Genomic DNA, 19,499 nt, shown 5'->3' with positions numbered 1-19,499 from the left:
GAGAGCACCTCTCCCGACACCGAGGACGCCCCCACCGGAAGCTGACACCGGAAGCTGACACCCGACCACTCGCCCCACCCGCCCCGCTCGCGGCGGGAACGCCGACGGCCCGGAGGACACTGTCCCCCGGGCCGTCGGCGTCCGTCAGCGCGCGTCGCGGCGGCGGCGCGTGACTCCGAGCGCGAGCGCTCCACCGGCGAGCAGGGCGAGAGCCGCCGCGGCGGTCCAGCCCGTCTCGACGCCGGTGCTCGCGAGTCCCGAGCCGGTCCGCGGAGGAACGGCGCCGGCCGGAGCAGGAGCCGGCGTGCGGGTCGGCTCGGCCGTGGGCTGCGCGGTCGGCGCCATGGTCGGCTCAGCCGTCGGCGCCACCGTCGGCTCGACGGTCGGCCCAACAGTCGGTCCCGGAGTCGGCACCGTCCCCGTCCCGAACACGGAGTCCGCGGAGCCGAGCGACGCGAGCACCGTCTCGCCGTTCGCGTCGTCCACGCCGTCGTTGTCGGTCACCGCGAACACCTCGCCGGAGCCGGTGATCCCGAGGCCCTCGAGCTTCTCCTGGGTCCAGCCGTTCCCGGCCTGCAACGCGGGCAGCACGTCGACCGCGAGGGTCTTCTCGAGCATCGGCAGCGTCTCGCCGACCGCCGCGCCGGCCTCCATCGGCAGCGGCACCGTGTACACGGCCTTCAGCACGGCGTCCGGCCCGTTGAGCTTGTCGCGCTCGATCACCGCGAGCGTGCCCGCGGGGGTCAGCGTGATCTCCGAGAGCCCGTTCCAGTCGCCGTCCGCCCCGGACACGGCCTCCAGCGGGTAGCCGAAGAAGCTCCAGCTGTCGGCGGCGACGTCGTAGCGCCCGATCCGGACCACTCCGTCGGCGTCGATCGAGGCCTCGCGCTGCAGCGCCGTCCAGACGATCTCACCGGCGGCGCCGTCCTCGACGGTCACTCCCTCGAAGCCCTGCTTGCCCAGTGCGGAGGCGAGCTCCGCGGGCAGGGCGATCCGCTCGGTCACCGCGGCGTCCGCGTCGAGCCGCAGGAGCGCGTTGCCGTCGCCTGTCCCGCCCTCCGTCACGGCCCAGAAGCCGCCGTCGACACGGGCGGCGATCCCCTCCAGATCCAGAGCGGCGGGCTCGCCGCCCTCGGTCACCGTGAGGGTCGTGTCGAGCAGCGCCGGCGAGACGGAGGTGTCGATCGAGTGGAGGGTGCTCGGCGCGTAGGCGCTGTCGGTCACCGCGTACAGGCGGTCGGGCGCCGCCGGGTCGGTCGAGAGGCCCGAGAGCGCACCCCAGGGCAGCGGCGATCCGTCGACGTCGGCCGACAGCACGGTCGGCAACGCGGGGGCGGAGGCGCCGAGCGCGTAGAGCTGCACGCTCGCGCGGACGGCGGCCTCGGCGTCGTCCGTCTCGCTCGAGACGACCAGCAGGTCGCGCTCGGGCAGGGCGAGCAGCCCCTCCGGGCCGGGCGTCGAGGGCAGCGCCTGCACGAAGCGCGGCGCGGTCGGCTCCGACACGTCGTAGACGGCCACGAAGTTGGCCCGCTCGGCGCCGACGAACACGTAGGGGACGCCGTCGAAGGTGGCCGAGAGCAGGCCCTCGGGCTCGGAGCCCTTCGCGTCGGAGCGCTTGTCCGGGTAGAGCCCGAGGCGCACCGCGAGGTGGTCGAACGAGTTCCCGGCGTCCCACTGCACGGCCCCGGTCGCGGCGTCGAGGATCGACCAGCCGCGCGTGCCGCCCTTCCAGTCGCCCTCGTTCGCGATCGCGACGTGGTCGTCGCCGACCCAGCCGATCGCGTCGGGCTCGCGCGGGACGTCGGTGATCGAGCCGGTCAGCGAGATCGAGTCGTCGTCGAGCGTGTCGATGCCGCTGACGGAGGCGGTGCCCGCGGTGTACGAGGCGGTGACGGAGCGGGTGGCCAGGTCGACGATCGCGACGGCGTTGTTCTCCTGCAGCGTCACGGCGACGGCCGTGTCGGCGGGGTTGATCGAGACGTACTCGGGCTCCGGGTCCGACGCGGTGTCGAGGCCGGCGAGACCGGTGAGGTCGACGTGCTCCGGCACCCAGGCGGAGGGGTCGCCCGCGAGGTCCATCACCACGAGCTCCCCGGCGGGCGCCTGCGGGAGGTCGCCCTCCTCGCCGCCCTCGGGGGCGAGGTCCTCGTCGCGCTGGTTCTCGATCGCGATGACCGCGGTCGAGCCGTCGGTGGTGACGTCGATGGAGTCGGGCTGGCCGCCGAGCTCGATGCTCGCGACGGGCGCGAGCTCGTCGGCGTGCAGCACGCTGACGTGGCCGGAGGGGTTCGCGAAGTCGCCGTCGCTCGTGTCGACCACCGCGAGCACGTACTCGCCGGTCGCGTAGACCGAGGTCGGCTCGCCGCCCACGCCGACGCCGCCGAGCGGCTCGGGGGCGTCGGGGTCGGAGATGTCGAGGACGTCGATGCGCTGCCCGGCGGAGTCCGTCGAGTAGACCAGGCGGCCGTCGGGCGACGCGCTCGAGATCTCGGCGACGGCGGAGTCGGCGGACGGGTCGGCCGCGTTCAGGTAGGCCGGCACCGTGGCGATGCGGGTGAAGAAGGAGTCGCCCGCGGCGGAGGCGGGCAGGGCCGCGGCTCCGAGGGTGCAGCCGGCGAGGGTGACGGTGAGGGCGAGGGCGGCGGTGCGGGTGCTGGTGCGGGTGTGACGAGAGGACACGGGTCTCCTGAGCGGCTTCGAAGGAACCCGCCCACGCTGGCCGCCCCCGGTGAACGCCCCGCCGCCCGCAGGTGTCCGCCCGGCGAACGCGCGGTGGCGGAGCCGCGACCGGGCGGGGGTCTCGAGACGCCGCGTGCCGCAGTCCGCCGCACGGACGCCTCGAGATCCGCCAGGCGGCGTGGTCAGCGCGCGAGGCCCTCCGCGGCCGAGCCCCAGGAGCCGAGGGCCGCGCGGACTCGCTCGTCACGCGCGAGCGTCAGCGCCTCCGCGTACCCCTCCTCCAGCACGTCGTCGAGCCGCACCCGCGCACCCGTCTCGGAGGAGCGGACCGCCGCCTCCACCATCGCGAGGCTCCGCACGTTCGAGTGCACCTCGCCCGAGGGCACCGCCCCCGAGCCCAGCACCCGCACGAACTCCGCGAGCGAGCCCGCGATCTCCTCGGGCACGGGCTCGAGCGTGGCGGTCCGCACCGCCTCCGACTCGCGCGACTGCCACTCCGGAGCGCCGTCGCCGTCCCAGTGCGCGGTGCCGCCGGCCCCGTTCACGCGCCAGTCGCCGTTCCACGAGGTCTCGAGGCCGTCGGCGCACCAGCTGCCGGTGTAGCTGAAGCGCACTCCGCCGGCGAACTCGAACACGGCGCTCGCCGCGGCTCCGTCGGCGTACCAGCTCCAGCCCGGGTTGTACTCCTCGCAGTAGACCGCGACCGGGTCGCTGTCGAGCAGGTACCGCGCCGCGTCGAAGGCGTGGATCGCCATGTCGACCAGGAGCACGTGGTCCATCTCGTCGCGGAAGCCGCCGAAGCGGGGCGCCTTCGCGAAGTGCACGGAGGCGGTGCCCAGCTGCCCGAGCCCGGCGATCTGCTCGCGGAAGGCGGTGATCGCCGCGTAGTAGCGGCGCGACTGGCTGGTCATCAGGAGCCGGCCCGAGGCCTCGGCCGTCGCCGCGAGCACCAGCGCCTCGGCGATGGTCGGCGCGATCGGCTTCTCGGAGAGCACGGGCAGCCCGGCGAACAGCGCCTCCGAGCTGACGGGCAGGTGCGCCCGCGGCACGGTCACGTTGACCACGGCGTCGGCGCCGGAGCGCGCGGCGACCTCGGCGACGGAGGTGCCGACCGCGACCGGGCCGACCCCCTCCTCCTCCGCGGCAGCCGTGGCGAGGTCGACGTCGAGGTCGACCAGGCCGACGAGCTCGGCGTCCGGGGAGTCGCGGATGGTGCGGATCCAGGCGCGGCCCATCGCGCCGGCGCCGACCTGGACGAGGCGGACCGTCATCGGACGAGCGCTCCCTCGTAGTCCTGGCCGTTGTGGAAGTCCTCGGTCTCGTAGCGCTGCAGCACCGGGAGGCGGCGCTCGGGGCGCGAGGAGCGCACCCACTCGACGCCGTTCGCGATCACGCGGCGCACCTCGGCCTGGTGGTAGACGGGGTAGTCCTGGTCGCCGGGGGAGAAGAAGAAGATGCGCCCGTGGCCGCGCTTCCAGGTCATGCCGGAGCGGAAGACCTCGCCGCCCGTGAAGGTCGAGAGGAACACGAGCTCGTCGGGCGCCGGCACGTCGAAGAACTCGCCGTACATCTCCTGCTGCGGGATCAGGAAGGGGTGCGGGATCCCCTGGGCGATGGGGTGCGTGGGGTCGACGGTCCAGACCAGCTCGCGGTCCTGCTCCGAGCGCCAGCGCAGCGTGCAGGTGGTGCCCATGAGCTTGCCGAAGATCTTCGACCAGTGGCCGGAGTGCAGGACGACGAGGCCCATGCCCGAGAGGACGTGACGCTGGACGCGCTCGACGATCTCGTCGGAGACGTCGCCGTGGGCCATGTGGCCCCACCAGACGAGCACGTCGGTGGCGTCGAGGACGTCCTCGGTGAGGCCGTGCTCGGGCTCGTCGAGCGTGGTGGTGGAGACGGTGGCGCGCTCGCCGAGGTTCTCGCGGATGCCGTCGGCGATCGTGCTGTGCATGCCGTCGGGGTAGATCGCGCGGACCTTCTCCTCGATCTGCTCATGGCGGTTCTCGCCCCAGACGAGGACGCGGACGGGGGAGGAGGGTGTGGTCACGGTGTTCCTTCTTCGACGGTGGAGACGGTGCGGCGGTGGGCGGCCCGACACGGGGTTAACCGCTTTACCGGCCGCGTCTCCTAGGATGCGGGAGACGTCCGCCCCGCGTCAACCACGGCCGGGCGGCGCGAGCGGAGGAGGCGCGGTGGCCACGATGAGGGATGTCGCGCGCCTCGCGGGGGTCTCGATCGCGACGGTGTCGTTCGTGGTCAACGACACCAAGCCCGTCTCGCCCGAGACCCGCGAGCGGGTGCGGGCGGCGATGCACGAGCTCGGCTTCCGGCCGCACGCCCTGGCCCGCGCCCTCGCGCGGCGCCGCTCGGGGATCGTCGCGGTCGTCTATCCGCTCGTGTCGAGCCGGCCGCTCAACACCGCCACCTCGTTCCTGCTCGGAGCCGCCGAGGCCGCGGCGGAGCAGGACCACTCGATCGTCCTGTGGCCGACGGTCGGCGGCTCCGACCGCCTCGCCGACCTGCGCGCCGACGGCCTGATCGACGGCGTCGTGCTGATGCAGGTCACCAGCGAGGACGAGCGCGTGCCGGTCCTGCGGGACTCCGGCACGCCCTTCGCCCTCATCGGGCGCACCCGCGACCCGTCCGCCCTCGACTGGGTCGACATCGACTTCGAGGGGATGGTCGAGGAGGCGCTCGGCCGGCTCGCCGGCCTGGGGCACGCGCGGGTGGCGCTCGTGCTCGGCCCGGACCGCGACGCCGCGGCCGACTTCGGCCCCTACGCGCGCACCCAGGAGGCGTTCGCGCTCGCCTGCGCGGCCCGCGGCGTCGAGGGCGTGCTGCTGCGCTGCGAGGAGTCGCCCGCCGGTGGCCGCACCCTCGCCCGCTCGTTCGACCCCGCCTCCGCGACCGCCGTGGTGATCGTCAACGGGGGCGCCGCCGTCGGGTTCGCGCACGAGGTGCGGCACCGCGGGCTGCGCGTGCCCGAGGACCTCTCGATCGTCCTGCTCGCCTCCGACCCCGACGTCGCCGACCTGGCCGACCCGGCGCTCGACCTGCTCGTCGCGCCCGGCCGCGAGCTCGGCCGCCGCGGAGTGGAGGCGCTGCTCGCCCGCCTCGCCGACCCGGCGGCGCCGCTCCTCCAGGAGCGCATCGGCGGCCCGTGGCGCCCCGGCGGCTCTGTCGCCCCTCCGCGCTGACGGCCGGCGCCCCGGGAAGCCCCGGGAGCGCGCGCTACGGCACGATCGAGTCGATGTAGCCGCCGTCGACGCGCACGGCGGCGCCCGTGGTGGCCGAGGCGAGCGGGGAGGCGAGGTACGCCACCATGTGGGCGATCTCCTCCGGCTCGATGAGGCGCTTCAGCAGCGACTGCGGCCGGTGCAGGCGCATGAACTCGCGCTGCGCCTCCTCCCACGGCAGCTCGCGGTCGACCAGCTCGTAGACGAAGTCCTCGACGCCGCCCGTGTGGGTCGGCCCGGCGAGCACGCTGTTCACCGTCACCCCGGTGCCGGCGGCGGCCTTGGCGAAGCCTCGCGAGACGCCCAGCAGCGCGGTCTTCGACACTCCGTAGTGGATCATCTCGGCGGGCGTGACGACGGCGGAGTCGCTGCCGATGTAGAGGACGCGACCCCACTCGCGCCCCATCATCCCGGGGAGGTAGGCGCGGGTGAGGCGCACGCCGGTGAGCACGTTGACCTCGAAGTAGCGGCGCCACTCGTCGTCGTCGATGGAGAGCGCATCGGCGGAGCCGAAGATCCCGAGGTTGTTGACGAGCACGTCCACCTCCGAGGCCGCGCGCAGGAGGGAGGCCGTGCCCTTCTCCGTCGACACGTCGGCCGCGACTCCGCGCACCCGCGCCTCCGGCACCGCCGCGCCGACGGCCTCGATCGCCCGGCGGATCGACCGCTCGGAGCGGGCGTTCACGATCACCTCGGCGCCCGCCTCCGCGAGCGTCGTCGCGATGGCCAGTCCGATGCCCTGCCCCGACCCCGTGACGAGGGCCGTGCGCCCGGTGAGATCCAACCCGATCATGCTGCTCCGCTCCGCTCCGCGCCGCCGCCCGCCGGCCGCGCTCGGGGTCGAGCATGCCACCGAGCCCTGACATCCGGCCCACTCCCGGCTGAGGACGCCCGCGGGTCGCCGCGGCGTCGCTCGGAACGGCGGAGACCGTTGCCAACCGTACACTCGTGCGTTACGGTCTAATCAATCGGCAATACGTATTACCCGTGGGTAGTACGCCGATGACCCAGACTGTCGACGAGGACGAGGCGGACGCGTGACCCCGATGCAAGCAGATGTCGCCGTGATCGGCGGCGGACTCGGAGGAGTGGCCGCGGCAATCGCCCTCGCCCGCAACGGCCTCTCGGTCGTGCTGACCGAGCAGTACCCGTGGCTGGGCGGTCAGCTCACCTCGCAGGGCGTCCCGCCGGACGAGCACACCTGGGTCGAGCAGTTCGGCGTCACCGCCGACTACCGGCGCCTCCGGGACGGCATCCGCGGCTACTACCGCCGCAACTACCCCCTCACCGCCGAGGCGATGCGCGACGACCGCCTGAACCCCGGCCGCGGACTCGTGAGCCGGCTCTGCGCCGAGCCCCGCGTCGCCGTCGCCGTGCTCGACGAGATGCTCGCCCCCTACCGCTCGAGCGGAGCGATCCGCGTCGTCACCGGCGTCGTCCCCTTCGCCGTCGACGGCGGCCCGGGCCGGATCGAGCGCGTCCTGCTGCGCGACGCGGTCTCGGGCGAGGAGCTCGCCGTCTCCGGACGGTACGTGGTCGACGCGACCGAGACGGGGGAGCTGCTCCCCCTCGCGGAGGTCGACTACGTCACGGGCTCCGAGTCGCGCGACGAGCACGGCGAGCCCAGCGCTCCCGCCGTCGCCGACCCGATGAACGTGCAGGCCGTCACCTGGTGCTTCGGCTTCGACAGCGCGGACGGCGACCACACCATCGAGCGCCCGGCCGACTACGACTACTGGCACGAGTACGAGGTGCCCTTCTGGGGCGGGAAGCTCCTCTCCTTCACCGCGCCGAACCCGAGGACGCTGCGCCCCGAGACCCGCACGATGCACGTGAACGCCGTGGGCGACACCCGCACCGCGGACCAGCGCGCGCAGGGCGGGGACACCGACCTCTGGATGTTCCGCCGGATCCTCGCGACCGAGACCCTCCGGCCGGGCGCGCTCGACAGCGACATCGTGCTCGCGAACTGGCCGATGCTCGACTACCTCGACAGCTCGATCCTCGACGTGCCGGAGCCGGAGAAGCACCTCGCCGGCGCCCGCGCGCTCTCGCTGTCGTACTTCTACTGGCTCCAGACCGAGGCGCCCCGGCCCGACGGCGGCCGCGGCTGGCCCGGGCTCCGGCTCCGCGGCGACGTGATGGGCACCGCCGACGGCCTCGCGCAGGCCCCCTACATCCGCGAGTCCCGCCGGATCCGCGCGCTCACCACGGTGCGCGAGCAGGACGTCTCCGTCGCCGCCCGCGGGACGGGGATCCCTGCGCGCTTCGACGACTCCGTCGGCGTGGGCATGTACCGGATCGACCTGCACCCGACCACCGGAGGCGACAACTACCTCGACGTGGAGTGCTCGCCGTTCGAGATCCCGCTCGGCGCCCTCGTGCCGCGCACCCCGACGAACCTGCTGCCCGGGGGCAAGAACATCGGGACGACGCACATCACCAACGGCGCGTACCGCCTCCACCCCGTGGAGTGGAACATCGGCGAGGCCGTCGGCGAGCTGGCGGCCCTCGCCCTCGCCGAGGACCTGTCGCCCCACGAGATCGCCGCCGACCCCGCCCTCGTCGCCCGCCTGCAGGCGAGGCTCGAGTCGCGCGGCGTAGAGACCCACTGGCCCGACGTCGTCGGGTACTGACCGGGAACACCGAGAAGACCATTGGAGAAAGAGAGACGATGAGACCAGCGAAGAAGCTGATGGCCTCGCTCGCCGCAGTCGGAGTGATCGCCGCCCTCTCGGGCTGCGGCGCCGCCGGCGGCGGGGACGACTCAGCACCCGTCGCTCTGAGGATGTCCGTCTGGACCTCCGACGAGAAGCAGCTCGCCCTGTTCGACTCGATGGCCGACGAGTACATCGCCGACCACCCCGAGATCGAGTCCGTGACCTTCGAGTCCCTCCCGTTCGCGGACTACAACTCGACCCTGACCACGCAGGCCGCGGGCGGCAACGCCCCCGACCTCGCCTGGGTCGGCGACATCGCGAAGGACCTGATCGACGCCGGAGCGCTCGCTCCGCTGACCGAGACCTTCGAGGGGACCGAGGGCTACGAGTACGACGACATCCTGCCCAGCGTGGCGCAGTCGTTCAGCCAGGACGGCGAGCTCTACGCGTACCCGTTCTCCAACTCGCCGTTCGCGCTGTACGTGAACCAGGACCTCATCGCGCAGGCCGGGCAGACCGTCGACCCCGCGACGCTCAGCTGGGAGGACGTCGACCGCATCGGCGCGGCCGTCAACGAGTCGACCGGCAAGGCCGGCTACATCATCCGCGACTTCGACTTCTCGGGCTGGCTGAGCCTCGCGAACCTCTGGGCGGGCTGGGGAGCCCAGCCGTGGAGCGACGACGGGACCCAGTGCACGATGGACTCGCCCGAGATGGTGGAGGCGTTCCAGTTCTTCCACGACTCGGTCTACGTCAGCGGCGCGACCCCCGGACCCGGCGTGACGGCGGACTTCTTCGCCGGCGACGCCGCGTTCACGACCGCGCAGGTCTCGCGCGCGAGCCTGCTCGACGGCTCGTTCCCGTTCGAGATCTACCCGCTGCCCGTCGGCCCCGCCGGCGAGTACGGCAACATCGGCCAGGCCGGCATGGCGGCGCTCGCAGGCGGCGACCACGTGGAGGAGGCGACCGGCTTCCTCTCATTCATGACCAACCCGGAGAACTCCGCGAAGCTCGCGCAGTTCTTCCCGCCGCCCCGCGAGTCGCTGCTGTCCGGTGAGGAGCTGGCGAAGGTCAACACCCGCCTCAGCGCCGAGCAGCTCGACCGCGTCGTGGTCGACGAGCTCGCCGACGTGTCCGCCACCCCTCCGGTGACGAGCCCCGCCGAGATCACCTCGGTCGGCAAGACGGCGCTGGACCGCATGTGGTCGGCCGACGCCGACGTCGCCGAGGTGCTCGGAGGCGTCTGCGACGCCATCGCGCCCGTCCTCCAGGGGAAGTGATCCCGTGACCGCGACCTCGACGGACAGCCGCCGATCCGCTCCCGCCGGCGCCTACTGGAACCTCCGGCGCCGCGACGCGCTCGCCGGCTGGCTCTTCATCGCGCCCCAGCTGCTCGGTGTGATCGTGTTCGTGCTGCTGCCCGTCGGGCTCGCGGTCTGGTTCAGCCTCAACGAGTGGAACGTCTTCACCGGCTCCATGACCTTCGTGGGCGGCGAGAACTACGAGCGGGCGATCAACGACCCGAGCATCGGCGCGGTGCTCGGCACGACCGCGGTCTTCTCCGGGGGAGTGGTCGTCCTGAACCTCGCCCTCGGGCTGGGCCTGGCCGTGCTGCTGAACCGGAGGATCCCGGGCGGCGCCCTGTTCCGCACGCTCTTCTTCTCGCCCGTCGTCATCTCGGTGGTCGCCTGGACCCTCGTCTGGGGCTTCCTCCTCCAGGACAACGGCGCGATCAACGGCCTGCTCTCGCTGGTCGGCCTCGACGGGCCGAACTGGCTCCAGGAGGGACCCACCGCGATGGCGAGCGTCATCGTCACGCAGGTCATCCGCAGCGTCGGCGTCAACATGGTGCTCTTCCTCGCCGCGCTGCAGGGGGTGCCGGGCGACCTCTACGAGGCGGCCCGGCTGGACGGCGCGAGCCCCCGCGCGATCTTCTTCCGGATCACGCTCCCGCTCATCTCGCCCACCCTGCTCCTCACCGCCATCCTCACGATCGTCGGCTCGCTGCAGGCGTTCGCGCAGGTCGCCGTCCTGACCGAGGGCGGGCCGGAGCTGTCGACGACAGTGCTCGTCTACTACGTGTTCCAACAGGCCTTCGAGTTCAGCGACATCGGCTACGGCGCGACGCTCTCGCTGATGCTGCTCCTCTTCGTCCTGATCCTCACGGTCGTGCAGTGGCAGCTGCGCAGGAAATGGGTCTTCTATGAGAACTGACGCCGTCGTCGAGCAGGGGACCCCGCTCACGCCACGCCTCGAAGCCGTCCCGGAGCCGCCCGTCAAGCGCCGCCGCGGCCGCAGCCCGCTCATGACCGCCCTGCTCGTCGTGACGCTGATCCTGCTCGTGCTGCCGTTCGCGGTGCCGACGTTCTGGATGATCGCCTCGTCGTTCAAGCCGGTGAACGAGATCTTCTCGAACCCGCCGACCCTGCTGCCGGACTCGCCGAGCCTGGCGGGCTACGCCGAGGCGTTCCGGTTCCAGCCGTTCGCGCTCCAGTACTGGAACAGCCTCTACATCGCGGTCACGGTCACCGTGGTCACGCTGCTGGTGTCGAGCCTGGCCGGCTACGCCTTCGCCCGGATCCCGTTCCCAGGCCGCAACGCGGTGTTCCTCGTCGTCCTGACCGGCCTGCTGGTGCCGACGGAGGTGACGATCATCCCGCTGTTCCAGATCTTCCGGCAGCTCGGCTTCATCGACACACACGTGCCGCTGCTGCTGGTGCCGATGGTCGGAGCGCCGGCGGTGCTGGGCACGTTCATCATGCGGCAGTACTTCATCGCGATGCCCGGCGAGCTCGAGGAGGCCGCGCGCCTGGACGGCCTCGGCCGCTTCGGGATCTGGCGGCGCATCTTCCTGCCGCTGTCCAAGCCCGCGCTGTCGGCCGTCGCGATCCTGACCTTCCTCGGGTCCTGGAACATGTACCTCGAGCCGACGGTCTACCTGACCTCGCCCGAGCTCTTCACCCTGCCCCAGGCGCTCACCCGCTTCACCGACGCCTACGGCGGGGAGATGTGGGACGTGCAGCTCGCCGCGGCGACGATGACGGTCGTGCCCGTGCTGGCCGTGTTCCTCCTCGCTCAGCGGCAGTTCGTGGAAGGGCTCGCGCACTCCGGTCTGAAAGGCTGACCCGGTGTTCACGGATCGCCCCCTCGCCGCCCTCCGCGAGTTCCGTGCGGAGGTCGCGGAGCCCGACGACTTCGACGCCTTCTGGCGGGCCACCCTCGCGCTCGGGCGGGAGGGCGGCCCCGGCGTCAGCGCCGTGCCGGTCGACGCGGGCCTCCCGCTGGTGCGGGTGCGGGACGTGCGGTTCCCCGGCTTCGCGGGCGAGCCGATCGCCGCCTGGCTGGTGACCCCCGCGGTCGACCCGGGCGCCCCGCTCCCCGTGGTGATCGAGTACCCCGGGTACGGCAGCGGACGGGGCCGGCCGATCGAGCACCTCTGGATCGCCGCCGCCGGGTACGCGCACCTGGTCGTCGACGCGCGAGGCCAGGGAGCCGGCCGCCTCGCCCGCTCCGGAGCCACCCCCGACCCCCACGGCAGCGGCCCCGCCTACCCTGGGGTCACGACCCGCGGCATCGAGTCGCCCGAGACGTACTACTACCGGCGCCTGATCGCGGACGCGGCGCTCGCCGTCGACGCCGTGGAGGCGCTCCCCGGGCTGGACCCGGACCGGGTGTCGGTCTTCGGCGGCAGCCAGGGCGGAGCGCTCGCGACCGCCGCGGCGGCGCTGCGCCCCCGGGTGCGCGCGGCGATCGCCCTGGTGCCCTTCCTCTCCGACGTCCTCCGCGCCACGACCGTCACGAACGAGGCGCCCTACGTCGAGATCGCCCGCTACCTGGCGACCCGCCCCGAGGACCTCGACGCCGTCGAGCGGACCCTCTCCTACGTCGACGGCGTCCACTTCTCGCGGCGCCTGCGCTGCCGGGTGCACCGCTCGGTCGGCCTGATGGACCCGATCTGCCCGCCCTCGACGGTCTTCGCCTCCCACAACGTCTCCGGCGGCGAGACGTCGATCGACGTGTGGCCGTACAGCGGGCACGAGGGCGGCGGGGTCGGCGACCGCGAGCGGGCGCTGGAGGTGCTGCGGGAGGTCCTCGGGTGACCGCGCGGGCGTGAGCCCGCGTCTCAGGACGCCGGCGCCTCCTCCATCCCGAGCCGCATCGCCAGGTCCATGGCGCGCAGGCGGGCCGGCGAGACGTCGTAGGGCAGGCTCCGGATGATCTCGCCGGCGCTCCGGGCGCGGGAGCCCTGCGCGGGATCGGGGGCCGGCGCGGGGTCCTCGGGCGGGTGCGCCTCGTCCCACGCGTCGAAGATCGCCTCGTCCTCCTCGAGCTGACCGGACTCCTCGACGACGCGCATCAGCCGGGCCTCGAAGGCGTGCCGCTCCTGCGCCACCTGCTCCACCCGGGGGTCGTCCTCGGCGACCGTGTCGTCGAGGGCCTCCTCGGCGGCGTCGACGCGGTCGGCCTCCGCCCGCAGCGCCGGATCGGCGGCGAGGACGACGAAGCGGCCGGCCTGGGAGACGGCGCCCAGCGGGCCGAACATCCGCTCGGTGACCAGCAGGGTGTCGAGGTCGGCCTGGCGCAGCGAGCCCTCGGGCGCGCCCTCGAGGCGGCGCGAGACGATGTCGTCGAGCAGCCCCAGCCGGCCGCCGAGGGTCCGCATGCGCCGGACCGAGGCCCGCTTCCGCTGCAGCTCCTCCTCCTGCGCGGCGAGCGCGGCGTCCAGCCGCGCGAGGACGCCCGCGACCTCGTCCTCGCGGTCGGCGCTGTCCTCGGCGCCGGCCGGGGCTGCGACGGCGAAGGCGTCCCGGATGTCCTCGAGCGCGACCCCGGCGTCGGCCAGGCGGCGGATCCAGAGCAGCCGGATGATGTCGTCGTAGCCGTAGCGCCGACGACCGTCTCCGCCCCGCTCGCGCTCGGGAAGCAGGCCGAGCCGGTGGTAGTGGCGGATCGCCCGCGGAGTGACGCCGGCGAACGCGGCGGCGTCGCCGATCTGCACCTGGCGGGGCGGGGCGGGGAACGACTGCATGGGGGACCTCTCCGATCGGGACGGTGTGCATCGAGCAGACCACATGACGCAGGGGCAGGAGCAAGCCGGCCCGGCCTGCTCCCGCCCCTCGTCCCCTCGCGCTCAGCGCGCCAGGCGCACCGTCGCGATCTCGAACGGACGCAGCTCGAGGCGCACGTCGGCCGACTCCGCCTCGACGGAGCTCTCGATGCGGACCTGCTCGGTGGGACGCTCCATCAGGTCGGTGCGGGTGACCGCCCGGGCGGCGAAGGCGGCGCGGAGGGTCGCTGCGGCGCGGCGGCCGAGCGACTCGTAGAGCCGCACGATCACGTCGCCGCTCCCGTCGTCCGCCGCCTTCACGGCCTCGACGATCACCGAGGGGTCGTCGATCGACACCAGGGGAGCGACGGGCGCGGCGCCGGTCAGCCTGCGGACCGGGGTGTTCAGCGCGTAGCCGGCCTCGACGGCGTCGGGCAGCTCGGCGCCGACCACGAGCGAGACGGCGAGGCGGTGGCGGCCCTGGTCGGCGTCCGGGTCGGGGAACAGCGGCGCGCGCAGGAGCGAGAGCCGGACCGTGGTCGTCGGGGTGCCGGCCGCGGCGCGGTCGCGGGTGATGTCGTGCCCGTAGGTGGAGTCGTTGACGACCGCGACGCCGAAGCCCGGCTCGCCGACGTGCACCCAGCGGTGCGCGACGGTCTCGAAGCGGGCGGCGTCCCACGTCGTGTTCACGTGGGTCGGGCGGTGCACGTGGCCGAACTGGATCTCGGACGTCGCCCGGTCCGAGAGCAGGTCGAGCGGGAAGGCGAGCTTGAGCAGCTTGCGGCGCTCGTGCCAGTCGATGTCGAGGCCGAGGTCGACGGCCGCCCGGCCGATCTGCAGCGAGACGGTCTGCACGACCGTGGAGCCGCCGAACGAGCGGGTGATCACGACCGCCGGCACCTCGCGGCCGAGCGGGTCGCTCACGGTGCCGGCGCGGACCGAGTCGACGCCGACGAGGTCCTCCACCGTGCGGCGGTAGTTGTCGTCGAGGTCCCAGGCGTCCCACTTGTTCGGGGTGTCGCGGTGGAGCTGGAGGAGCCCCGCGGCGGCACCGGCGGGCACGACCTCCCGGCCGCTCGCGAGGTCCACGACCGACTCGAGGAGCCCGGAGGCGCCGATCCGCACCCGGACGAGCCCGTTGTCGAGCACGTGGGCGTCGCCGTCGGAGCGGAGCGTCGGGGCCGAGTGCTCCGCGGCGGGGTCGGCCGCGGCCGCGCCGAGCGCCGGCACGCCCCCGACGGCGAAGGGGGAGGAGTTCACCAGCAGCTCCGCGGAGCCCTCGCCGGCGAGGGCCCGGACGGCCTCGGCGATCATCTCCTCGATCCGCTGCGCGATGCGGGCGTAGTTCTCCTCCGCCTCGCGGTGCACCCAGGCGATGGAGGTGCCGGGCAGGATGTCGTGGAACTGCTGCAGGAGGACCGTCCGCCACATCTCGCGCAGCTCGTCGGCCGGGTACGGGACCCCGGCGCGGACGAGGGCCGTGGTCGCCCACAGCTCGATCTCGCGGAGCAGGTGCTCGCTGCGGCGGTTGCCCTGCTTGGTGCGCGCCTGCGACGTGTAGGTGCCGCGGTGGAACTCGAGGTAGAGCTCGCCCGACCAGGTGGGCGCGTCCGGGTACTCGGCCTGCGCCTCCTCGAAGAAGCGGCGGGGTGTGGACAGCTCGACGGTCGGCGAGCCCTCGAGGCTGCGCGTGCGGCGGGCGGCCGCGATCATCTCGCGGTTGGGGCCTCCTCCGCCGTCGCCGTAGCCGAAGGGCACAAGCGACATGGTGCCGCTGCCCTTCTCGGCGTACTGGCGCTCGGCGCGGGCGAGGTCCTCGCCGGAGAGGTCGGAGTTGTAGAGGTCGACGGGCGGGAAGTGCGTGAACACGCGGGTGCCGTCGATGCCCTCCCACCAGAAGGTGTGGTGGGGCATCGTGTTGGTCTCGTTCCACGAGATCTTCTGCGTGAGGAACCAGCGCCCGCCCGCTCCGGCGATGATCTGCGGCAGCGCCGCGGAGTAGCCGAAGGAGTCCGGGAGCCAGACCTCCTCGGTGTCGATCCCGAACTCGTCGAGGAAGAAGCGCTTGCCCTCGAGCAGCTGGCGCACGAGCGCCTCGCCGCCGGGCATGTTCGTGTCCGACTCGACCCACATCCCGCCGACCGGCACGAAGCGGCCCGCGAGCACGTGGCCGCGGACGCGCTCGAACAGCTCCGGGTGGTCGCGCTTCAGCCACGCGTACTGCTGCGCGGAGGAGGCGGCGAAGACGAAGCCCTCCTCGCGCTCGATCAGGTCGCAGACGTTCGAGAAGGTGCGGGCCACCTTGCGGGCGGTCTCGCGGGCGGGCCAGAGCCAGGCGGAGTCGATGTGGGCGTGGCCGACGGCGTGCAGGTGGTGCGCGCTGGCCGAGGCGGGCCGCTCGAGGACGGTCCGCAGCGCCTCCCGGCCCGCGGCGGCGGTGACGGACACGTCGTCCGGATCGAGGACGTCGACGGCGCGGTCGAGGGCGCGCACGATCTCGGCGCGGCGCTGGGAGGACTCGGGCAGCTGCCCGATCAGCCCGACGAGCACGGCCATGTCCTGCTCCAGCTCCCAGACCTCCCGGTCGAGCAGCCCGAGCTCGAGGCGGCGGAGGCGGTAGAGCGGGTCGGACGGCAGGGCGCCGTCGGCGGGGCGGCCGCCGAGCGCCGTGGGGGTGAAGGACCAGTCGCCGGTGATGTTCGGGTTGGCGGCGGCCTCGATGTAGAGCTCGACCGTGCGGTCGCCCGCCTCGCGGCCGGGCAGCCGGTCGAGCGGGACCGACTGGTTGAACGGCTCGACGGCCTTCACGACCGTGCCGGTCGCGGTGAAGACGAGCCCCTCCGCCTCGAAGCCGGACTGGGCGCCGGTGTAGCCGAGGTCGACGACGAGCTCGGGCTCGCAGCCGTCGACGCCGAGCCAGGAGGCGGGGATCTCGCCGCGCACGTGGAACCACACGGTGCCCCAGGGGGCGCCCCACGGCTCCCCGATGCGGGCGGGCGCGTAGGACGCGGCCCGCGCCTGCTCGAAGGGGACCGGCTCGCCCGGAGCGGTCCACGACTCGATCCCGAGCGGCTCGACCGCCCGGTGGATCGCCGGCCGGAGGCTCTCGGCGCGGAAGCGGGCGATGCGGGCTTCGATGCGGGTGCTGTCGTCATGCATGCGTTCTGGTGCTCGTTCCGTGTGCGGTGGGGGAGGGCGGCGGCGCGGAGGGCGCCGCCGCCCGGGGTCAGGAGGCGATGACGACGCGGTGCCCGTCGGGGAAGACGGCCACCTTCCGCCAGGTGTCGCCGGAGCGCTCCCAGCCCTCGTTGACCTGCCCGGCCGGAGGGGTCGGGATGGTCTCGGGGGCGCGGGCGATCGTGGTGTAGCCGGCCGCGCGCTCCACCCGGCCGCGGCCGAGCTCGAACGAGGTCAGGCGTCCGTCGTCGACGATCAGCGAGCCCTCGTCCACTCCCGCGGCGCCGCGCTCGATGAACGGGTTCACGAGGCGCGTCTGGGAGGAGTCGCTGCCCAGCACGATCGCCTTCTGCTGCGGGAAGCGGCCGAGGCTGAGCCCGTAGAAGCCGCCGAGGACGGTGAGGTTGCGCACCTCGAAGTCCGCTCCGCCGTTCGTCAGGCCGACGCCGAGGCAGTTCGCGCCCGAGGTCGGGAAGAAGTTCGGGTTCACGATCATGTGGCTCGTGCCGGCCTCGATCAGCACCTCCCAGCCGTCGCGGGAGCCCTCCGAGCGGAAGTTGATCAGGGTCAGGCCGGAGTTGACCGAGCGCCGGTTCTCGTTGCGGATCGACCGGAGGCCGACCGTGCCGCCGATGGCCTGGCAGTCGAGCAGCGTCATGTTCGTCGGCGCGAGGAGGAAGCCGCCGAGGCCGGGGCTGATCGCCTCGACGTTGGTCATCGAGCCGCCGATGGAGGCCTTGCCCGAGTCCTCCACGCCCCAGCCGGCGGGGGCGACGATCTTGATCTTGTTCCAGGAGTTGGCGTACGAGTACTCGTCGTCGACGCCCGAGACGAAGGTGGCGCGCTCGCGGAAGATGCCCGACTTGCCGGTCTTCTGGATCCACAGGTTGCGGAACTCGCAGTTGACCAGCGAGCGCAGCGACATCCCGTGGCCGCCGGAGGGCGTGCCCGTCATCTCGAAGTCGGCGAGGACGACGCCGGTGGCCTTGTTGTTGTTGGCGGGGCCGGCCGCGTCGCCGGTCTGGCCGGAGACGGTGAAGATGTCGCGGGTCGAGCCCTCGATCTGGACGATCCTCGTCTGGCGCATGCCGGCGCCGACGATCTTCGGCCCGGCGTAGCCGTAGGGCGGCCCGTTCTCGGGCTGCACCGGGTAGCCGCGGTAGTCGACCGCGAGGCCCGTCACCCGGATCTCGCCGGCGGGCAGCGACACCTCGCCGCCCGGAGCGGTCATCGCCTTGTCGATGGCCGCCTGCACCGCGCGGGTGTTGTCGGCGCCGGCGCGGTCGTCCCAGCGGAACTCCTTGTCGAGCGGCGAGATCGGCCCCTCGGTGACGCTCAGGCGCTTCTTCTGCCCGGGAGCGTCGGCCGGGGGCGCGGCGGCGGCCGGAGTGGCGGCGCCGACGGCCCCTGCCGCGCCGGCGAGGGCGGCGGCGCCCCCGGCGAGGAAGAGGCGGCGCGAGTTGTCGGGCCTGCGCTGCGGATCGTGCTCGGGCTGCTGATCGGGCTTGTGCTGCCGATCGGGCCTCGGGGAGGCCGTGGTCTGGTTGTCTGGGTCTGCGGGATTCATCATCGTCGACGTTCCGCCCTCTCTCGCCCCGGATGGGCGTACGGCGATCCTTCGTCATCGGTAGCCTGAGGTCAAGACGTAATACCTATTACCAGGATGAAGCGGGGGTGTCCGGGTGCCGCGGATCACGCAGAAGGACATCGCGCGTCTCGCGGGAGTCAGCCAGACGACGGTGTCGTTCGTGCTCAACGACAAGGGCGAGCAGCTCGCCCGGGTCCCGGAGGCGACGCGGGCGCGGATCCTCAAGGCGATCCAGGAGACGGGGTACGTCGCCGACCCCATCGCGCGCCGCCTCAAGCAGGTCGGCACCGGCATGATCGGCGTCTACACCTACGAGAGCCTGTTCCCGCTCGACCGCGAGGACTTCTTCCACCCGTTCCTCGCCGGCATCGAGGAGGAGGCGCAGAACCGCGACATCGACCTCCTCCTGCTGACCAGCGGCCGTGTCGGCGGCCGCCGCGGCGGCCTCAGCGGCGGCACCACCCGGCTGCGCCTGGCCGACTCCTGCATCCTCCTCGGGCAGCGCATGCCCCGTGAGGAGCTCGAGTTCCTCAACGCGAGCGGCTTCTCCTTCGTCAGCGTCGGCCGCCGCGACGACGCCGGCGGGCCCGTGCCCTACGTGGCCGCCGACTACGCGTCGATCGTCCGCGAGCTGATCTCCTGCGCGCGCGCCCTCGGCCACACCCGCTTCGCCTACGCCGGCCACGGCGAGGGCGTCGAGTCGTACACCGACCGCATGGCCGGCGCGCGGGCCGAGCTCGGCGACGGCTTCCTCCACCTCGTCCCGGGGCCGGAGGCGTCGCCGCGGGAGTGGATCCGCCGGATCGCCACCGAGGGCGTCACGGTCGTCCTCGCCGAGCAGGAGGAGCAGTTCGTCCTCCTGCAGGAGGCCGCCGATGCCGAGGGGGTGGCGGTGCCGGGCGACCTGTCGCTGGTGTCGCTCTCCGGATCGGCCGACCGCACCGGCTGGCAGGCCGGCTTCGAGCTGCCCCGGCGCGACATGGGCCGCCGCGCCGTGCAGATCCTGATCGAGGGCGACCCCGCGCGACGGGAGCAGCAGCTCCTCCGCTGCACGCTCGTCGACGGCGCCTCCCTGGCCGCGGCCCCGGCCTGACCGCTCAGTCTGAACGGCC

The 19,499-nt window shown here is 73.3% G+C and carries 14 protein-coding genes; 7 read left to right on the top strand and 7 right to left on the bottom strand.

The features are described 5' to 3' along the window. Positions 1-144: 144 nt before the first annotated feature. The 3 genes from C5C56_RS13225 to C5C56_RS13215 form a co-directional block, all read right to left on the bottom strand. On the bottom strand, positions 145-2,679 hold the full coding sequence (locus C5C56_RS13225) for an esterase-like activity of phytase family protein (protein WP_104319759.1): 2,535 nt from the start codon (positions 2,677-2,679) through the stop codon (positions 145-147). Positions 2,680-2,861: 182 nt separating this feature from the next. Continuing rightward, positions 2,862-3,950 (bottom strand): Gfo/Idh/MocA family protein, encoded by a 1,089-nt coding sequence (locus C5C56_RS13220; RefSeq protein WP_104267971.1) that lies wholly within the window; start codon positions 3,948-3,950, stop codon positions 2,862-2,864. Continuing rightward, positions 3,947-4,726, bottom strand: coding sequence for a ThuA domain-containing protein (locus tag C5C56_RS13215; protein ID WP_104224317.1), 780 nt, complete (start codon positions 4,724-4,726; stop codon positions 3,947-3,949). The genes C5C56_RS13220 and C5C56_RS13215 overlap by 4 nt, the downstream gene beginning before the upstream one ends. A gap of 154 nt (positions 4,727-4,880) precedes the next feature. Here C5C56_RS13215 and C5C56_RS13210 point away from each other — a divergent pair, with 154 nt between their 5' ends. Next, entirely contained in the window at positions 4,881-5,876 is a 996-nt protein-coding gene (locus C5C56_RS13210; RefSeq protein WP_258063691.1) for a LacI family DNA-binding transcriptional regulator, read from the top strand. Between the two features lie 34 nt (positions 5,877-5,910). Here the strand turns inward: C5C56_RS13210 and C5C56_RS13205 are convergent, their stop codons facing one another. Next, the gene (locus C5C56_RS13205; RefSeq protein WP_104319761.1) at positions 5,911-6,705 is read right to left on the bottom strand and encodes an SDR family NAD(P)-dependent oxidoreductase; all 795 of its coding nucleotides are present in this window, start codon (positions 6,703-6,705) and stop codon (positions 5,911-5,913) included. 256 nt (positions 6,706-6,961) lie between these two features. Between C5C56_RS13205 and C5C56_RS13200 the strand changes: the two genes are divergently transcribed. The 5 genes from C5C56_RS13200 to C5C56_RS13180 are packed head-to-tail and all read left to right on the top strand — an operon-like array spanning position 6,962 to position 12,675. Continuing rightward, positions 6,962-8,551, top strand: a complete 1,590-nt coding sequence (locus C5C56_RS13200; protein WP_104319760.1) for an FAD-dependent oxidoreductase — start codon at positions 6,962-6,964, stop codon at positions 8,549-8,551. A 38-nt stretch (positions 8,552-8,589) separates the two neighbouring features. Further along, positions 8,590-9,855: a sugar ABC transporter substrate-binding protein gene (locus C5C56_RS13195; RefSeq protein WP_104224315.1), complete on the top strand. Its 1,266-nt coding sequence runs from the start codon at positions 8,590-8,592 to the stop codon at positions 9,853-9,855. A gap of 4 nt (positions 9,856-9,859) precedes the next feature. Then, a complete protein-coding gene (locus tag C5C56_RS13190; RefSeq protein ID WP_104234014.1) occupies positions 9,860-10,789 on the top strand; it encodes a carbohydrate ABC transporter permease in 930 nt (309 codons plus the stop codon). Beyond that, positions 10,779-11,699, top strand: coding sequence for a carbohydrate ABC transporter permease (locus C5C56_RS13185; RefSeq protein WP_244229554.1), 921 nt, complete (start codon positions 10,779-10,781; stop codon positions 11,697-11,699). The genes C5C56_RS13190 and C5C56_RS13185 overlap by 11 nt, the downstream gene beginning before the upstream one ends. Positions 11,700-11,703: 4 nt before the next feature. Further along, positions 11,704-12,675 carry an acetylxylan esterase gene (locus C5C56_RS13180; protein WP_104319758.1) on the top strand — a complete coding sequence of 324 codons (972 nt, stop codon included), beginning with the start codon at positions 11,704-11,706 and terminating at the stop codon, positions 12,673-12,675. Between the two features lie 23 nt (positions 12,676-12,698). Here C5C56_RS13180 and C5C56_RS13175 read toward each other — a convergent pair whose 3' ends face one another. The 3 genes from C5C56_RS13175 to C5C56_RS13165 form a co-directional block, all read right to left on the bottom strand. Beyond that, the gene (locus C5C56_RS13175; RefSeq protein WP_219813896.1) at positions 12,699-13,604 is read right to left on the bottom strand and encodes a MerR family transcriptional regulator; all 906 of its coding nucleotides are present in this window, start codon (positions 13,602-13,604) and stop codon (positions 12,699-12,701) included. A gap of 102 nt (positions 13,605-13,706) precedes the next feature. Further along, on the bottom strand, positions 13,707-16,781 hold the full coding sequence (locus tag C5C56_RS13170; protein WP_104319756.1) for a glycoside hydrolase family 38 C-terminal domain-containing protein: 3,075 nt from the start codon (positions 16,779-16,781) through the stop codon (positions 13,707-13,709). A 67-nt stretch (positions 16,782-16,848) separates the two neighbouring features. Then, positions 16,849-18,369, bottom strand: coding sequence for a hypothetical protein (locus C5C56_RS13165; RefSeq protein WP_104288675.1), 1,521 nt, complete (start codon positions 18,367-18,369; stop codon positions 16,849-16,851). Between the two features lie 112 nt (positions 18,370-18,481). Between C5C56_RS13165 and C5C56_RS13160 the strand changes: the two genes are divergently transcribed. Beyond that, a complete protein-coding gene (locus C5C56_RS13160; RefSeq protein WP_104319755.1) occupies positions 18,482-19,480 on the top strand; it encodes a LacI family DNA-binding transcriptional regulator in 999 nt (332 codons plus the stop codon). Positions 19,481-19,499: the final 19 nt, after the last annotated feature.

The organism is Rathayibacter sp. AY1D1 (assembly GCF_002932635.1).
GTDB lineage: Bacteria > Actinomycetota > Actinomycetes > Actinomycetales > Microbacteriaceae > Rathayibacter.
The sequence above is the reverse complement of the archived record's forward strand: the minus strand, read 5'-3'. Positions and strand labels throughout refer to the sequence as shown.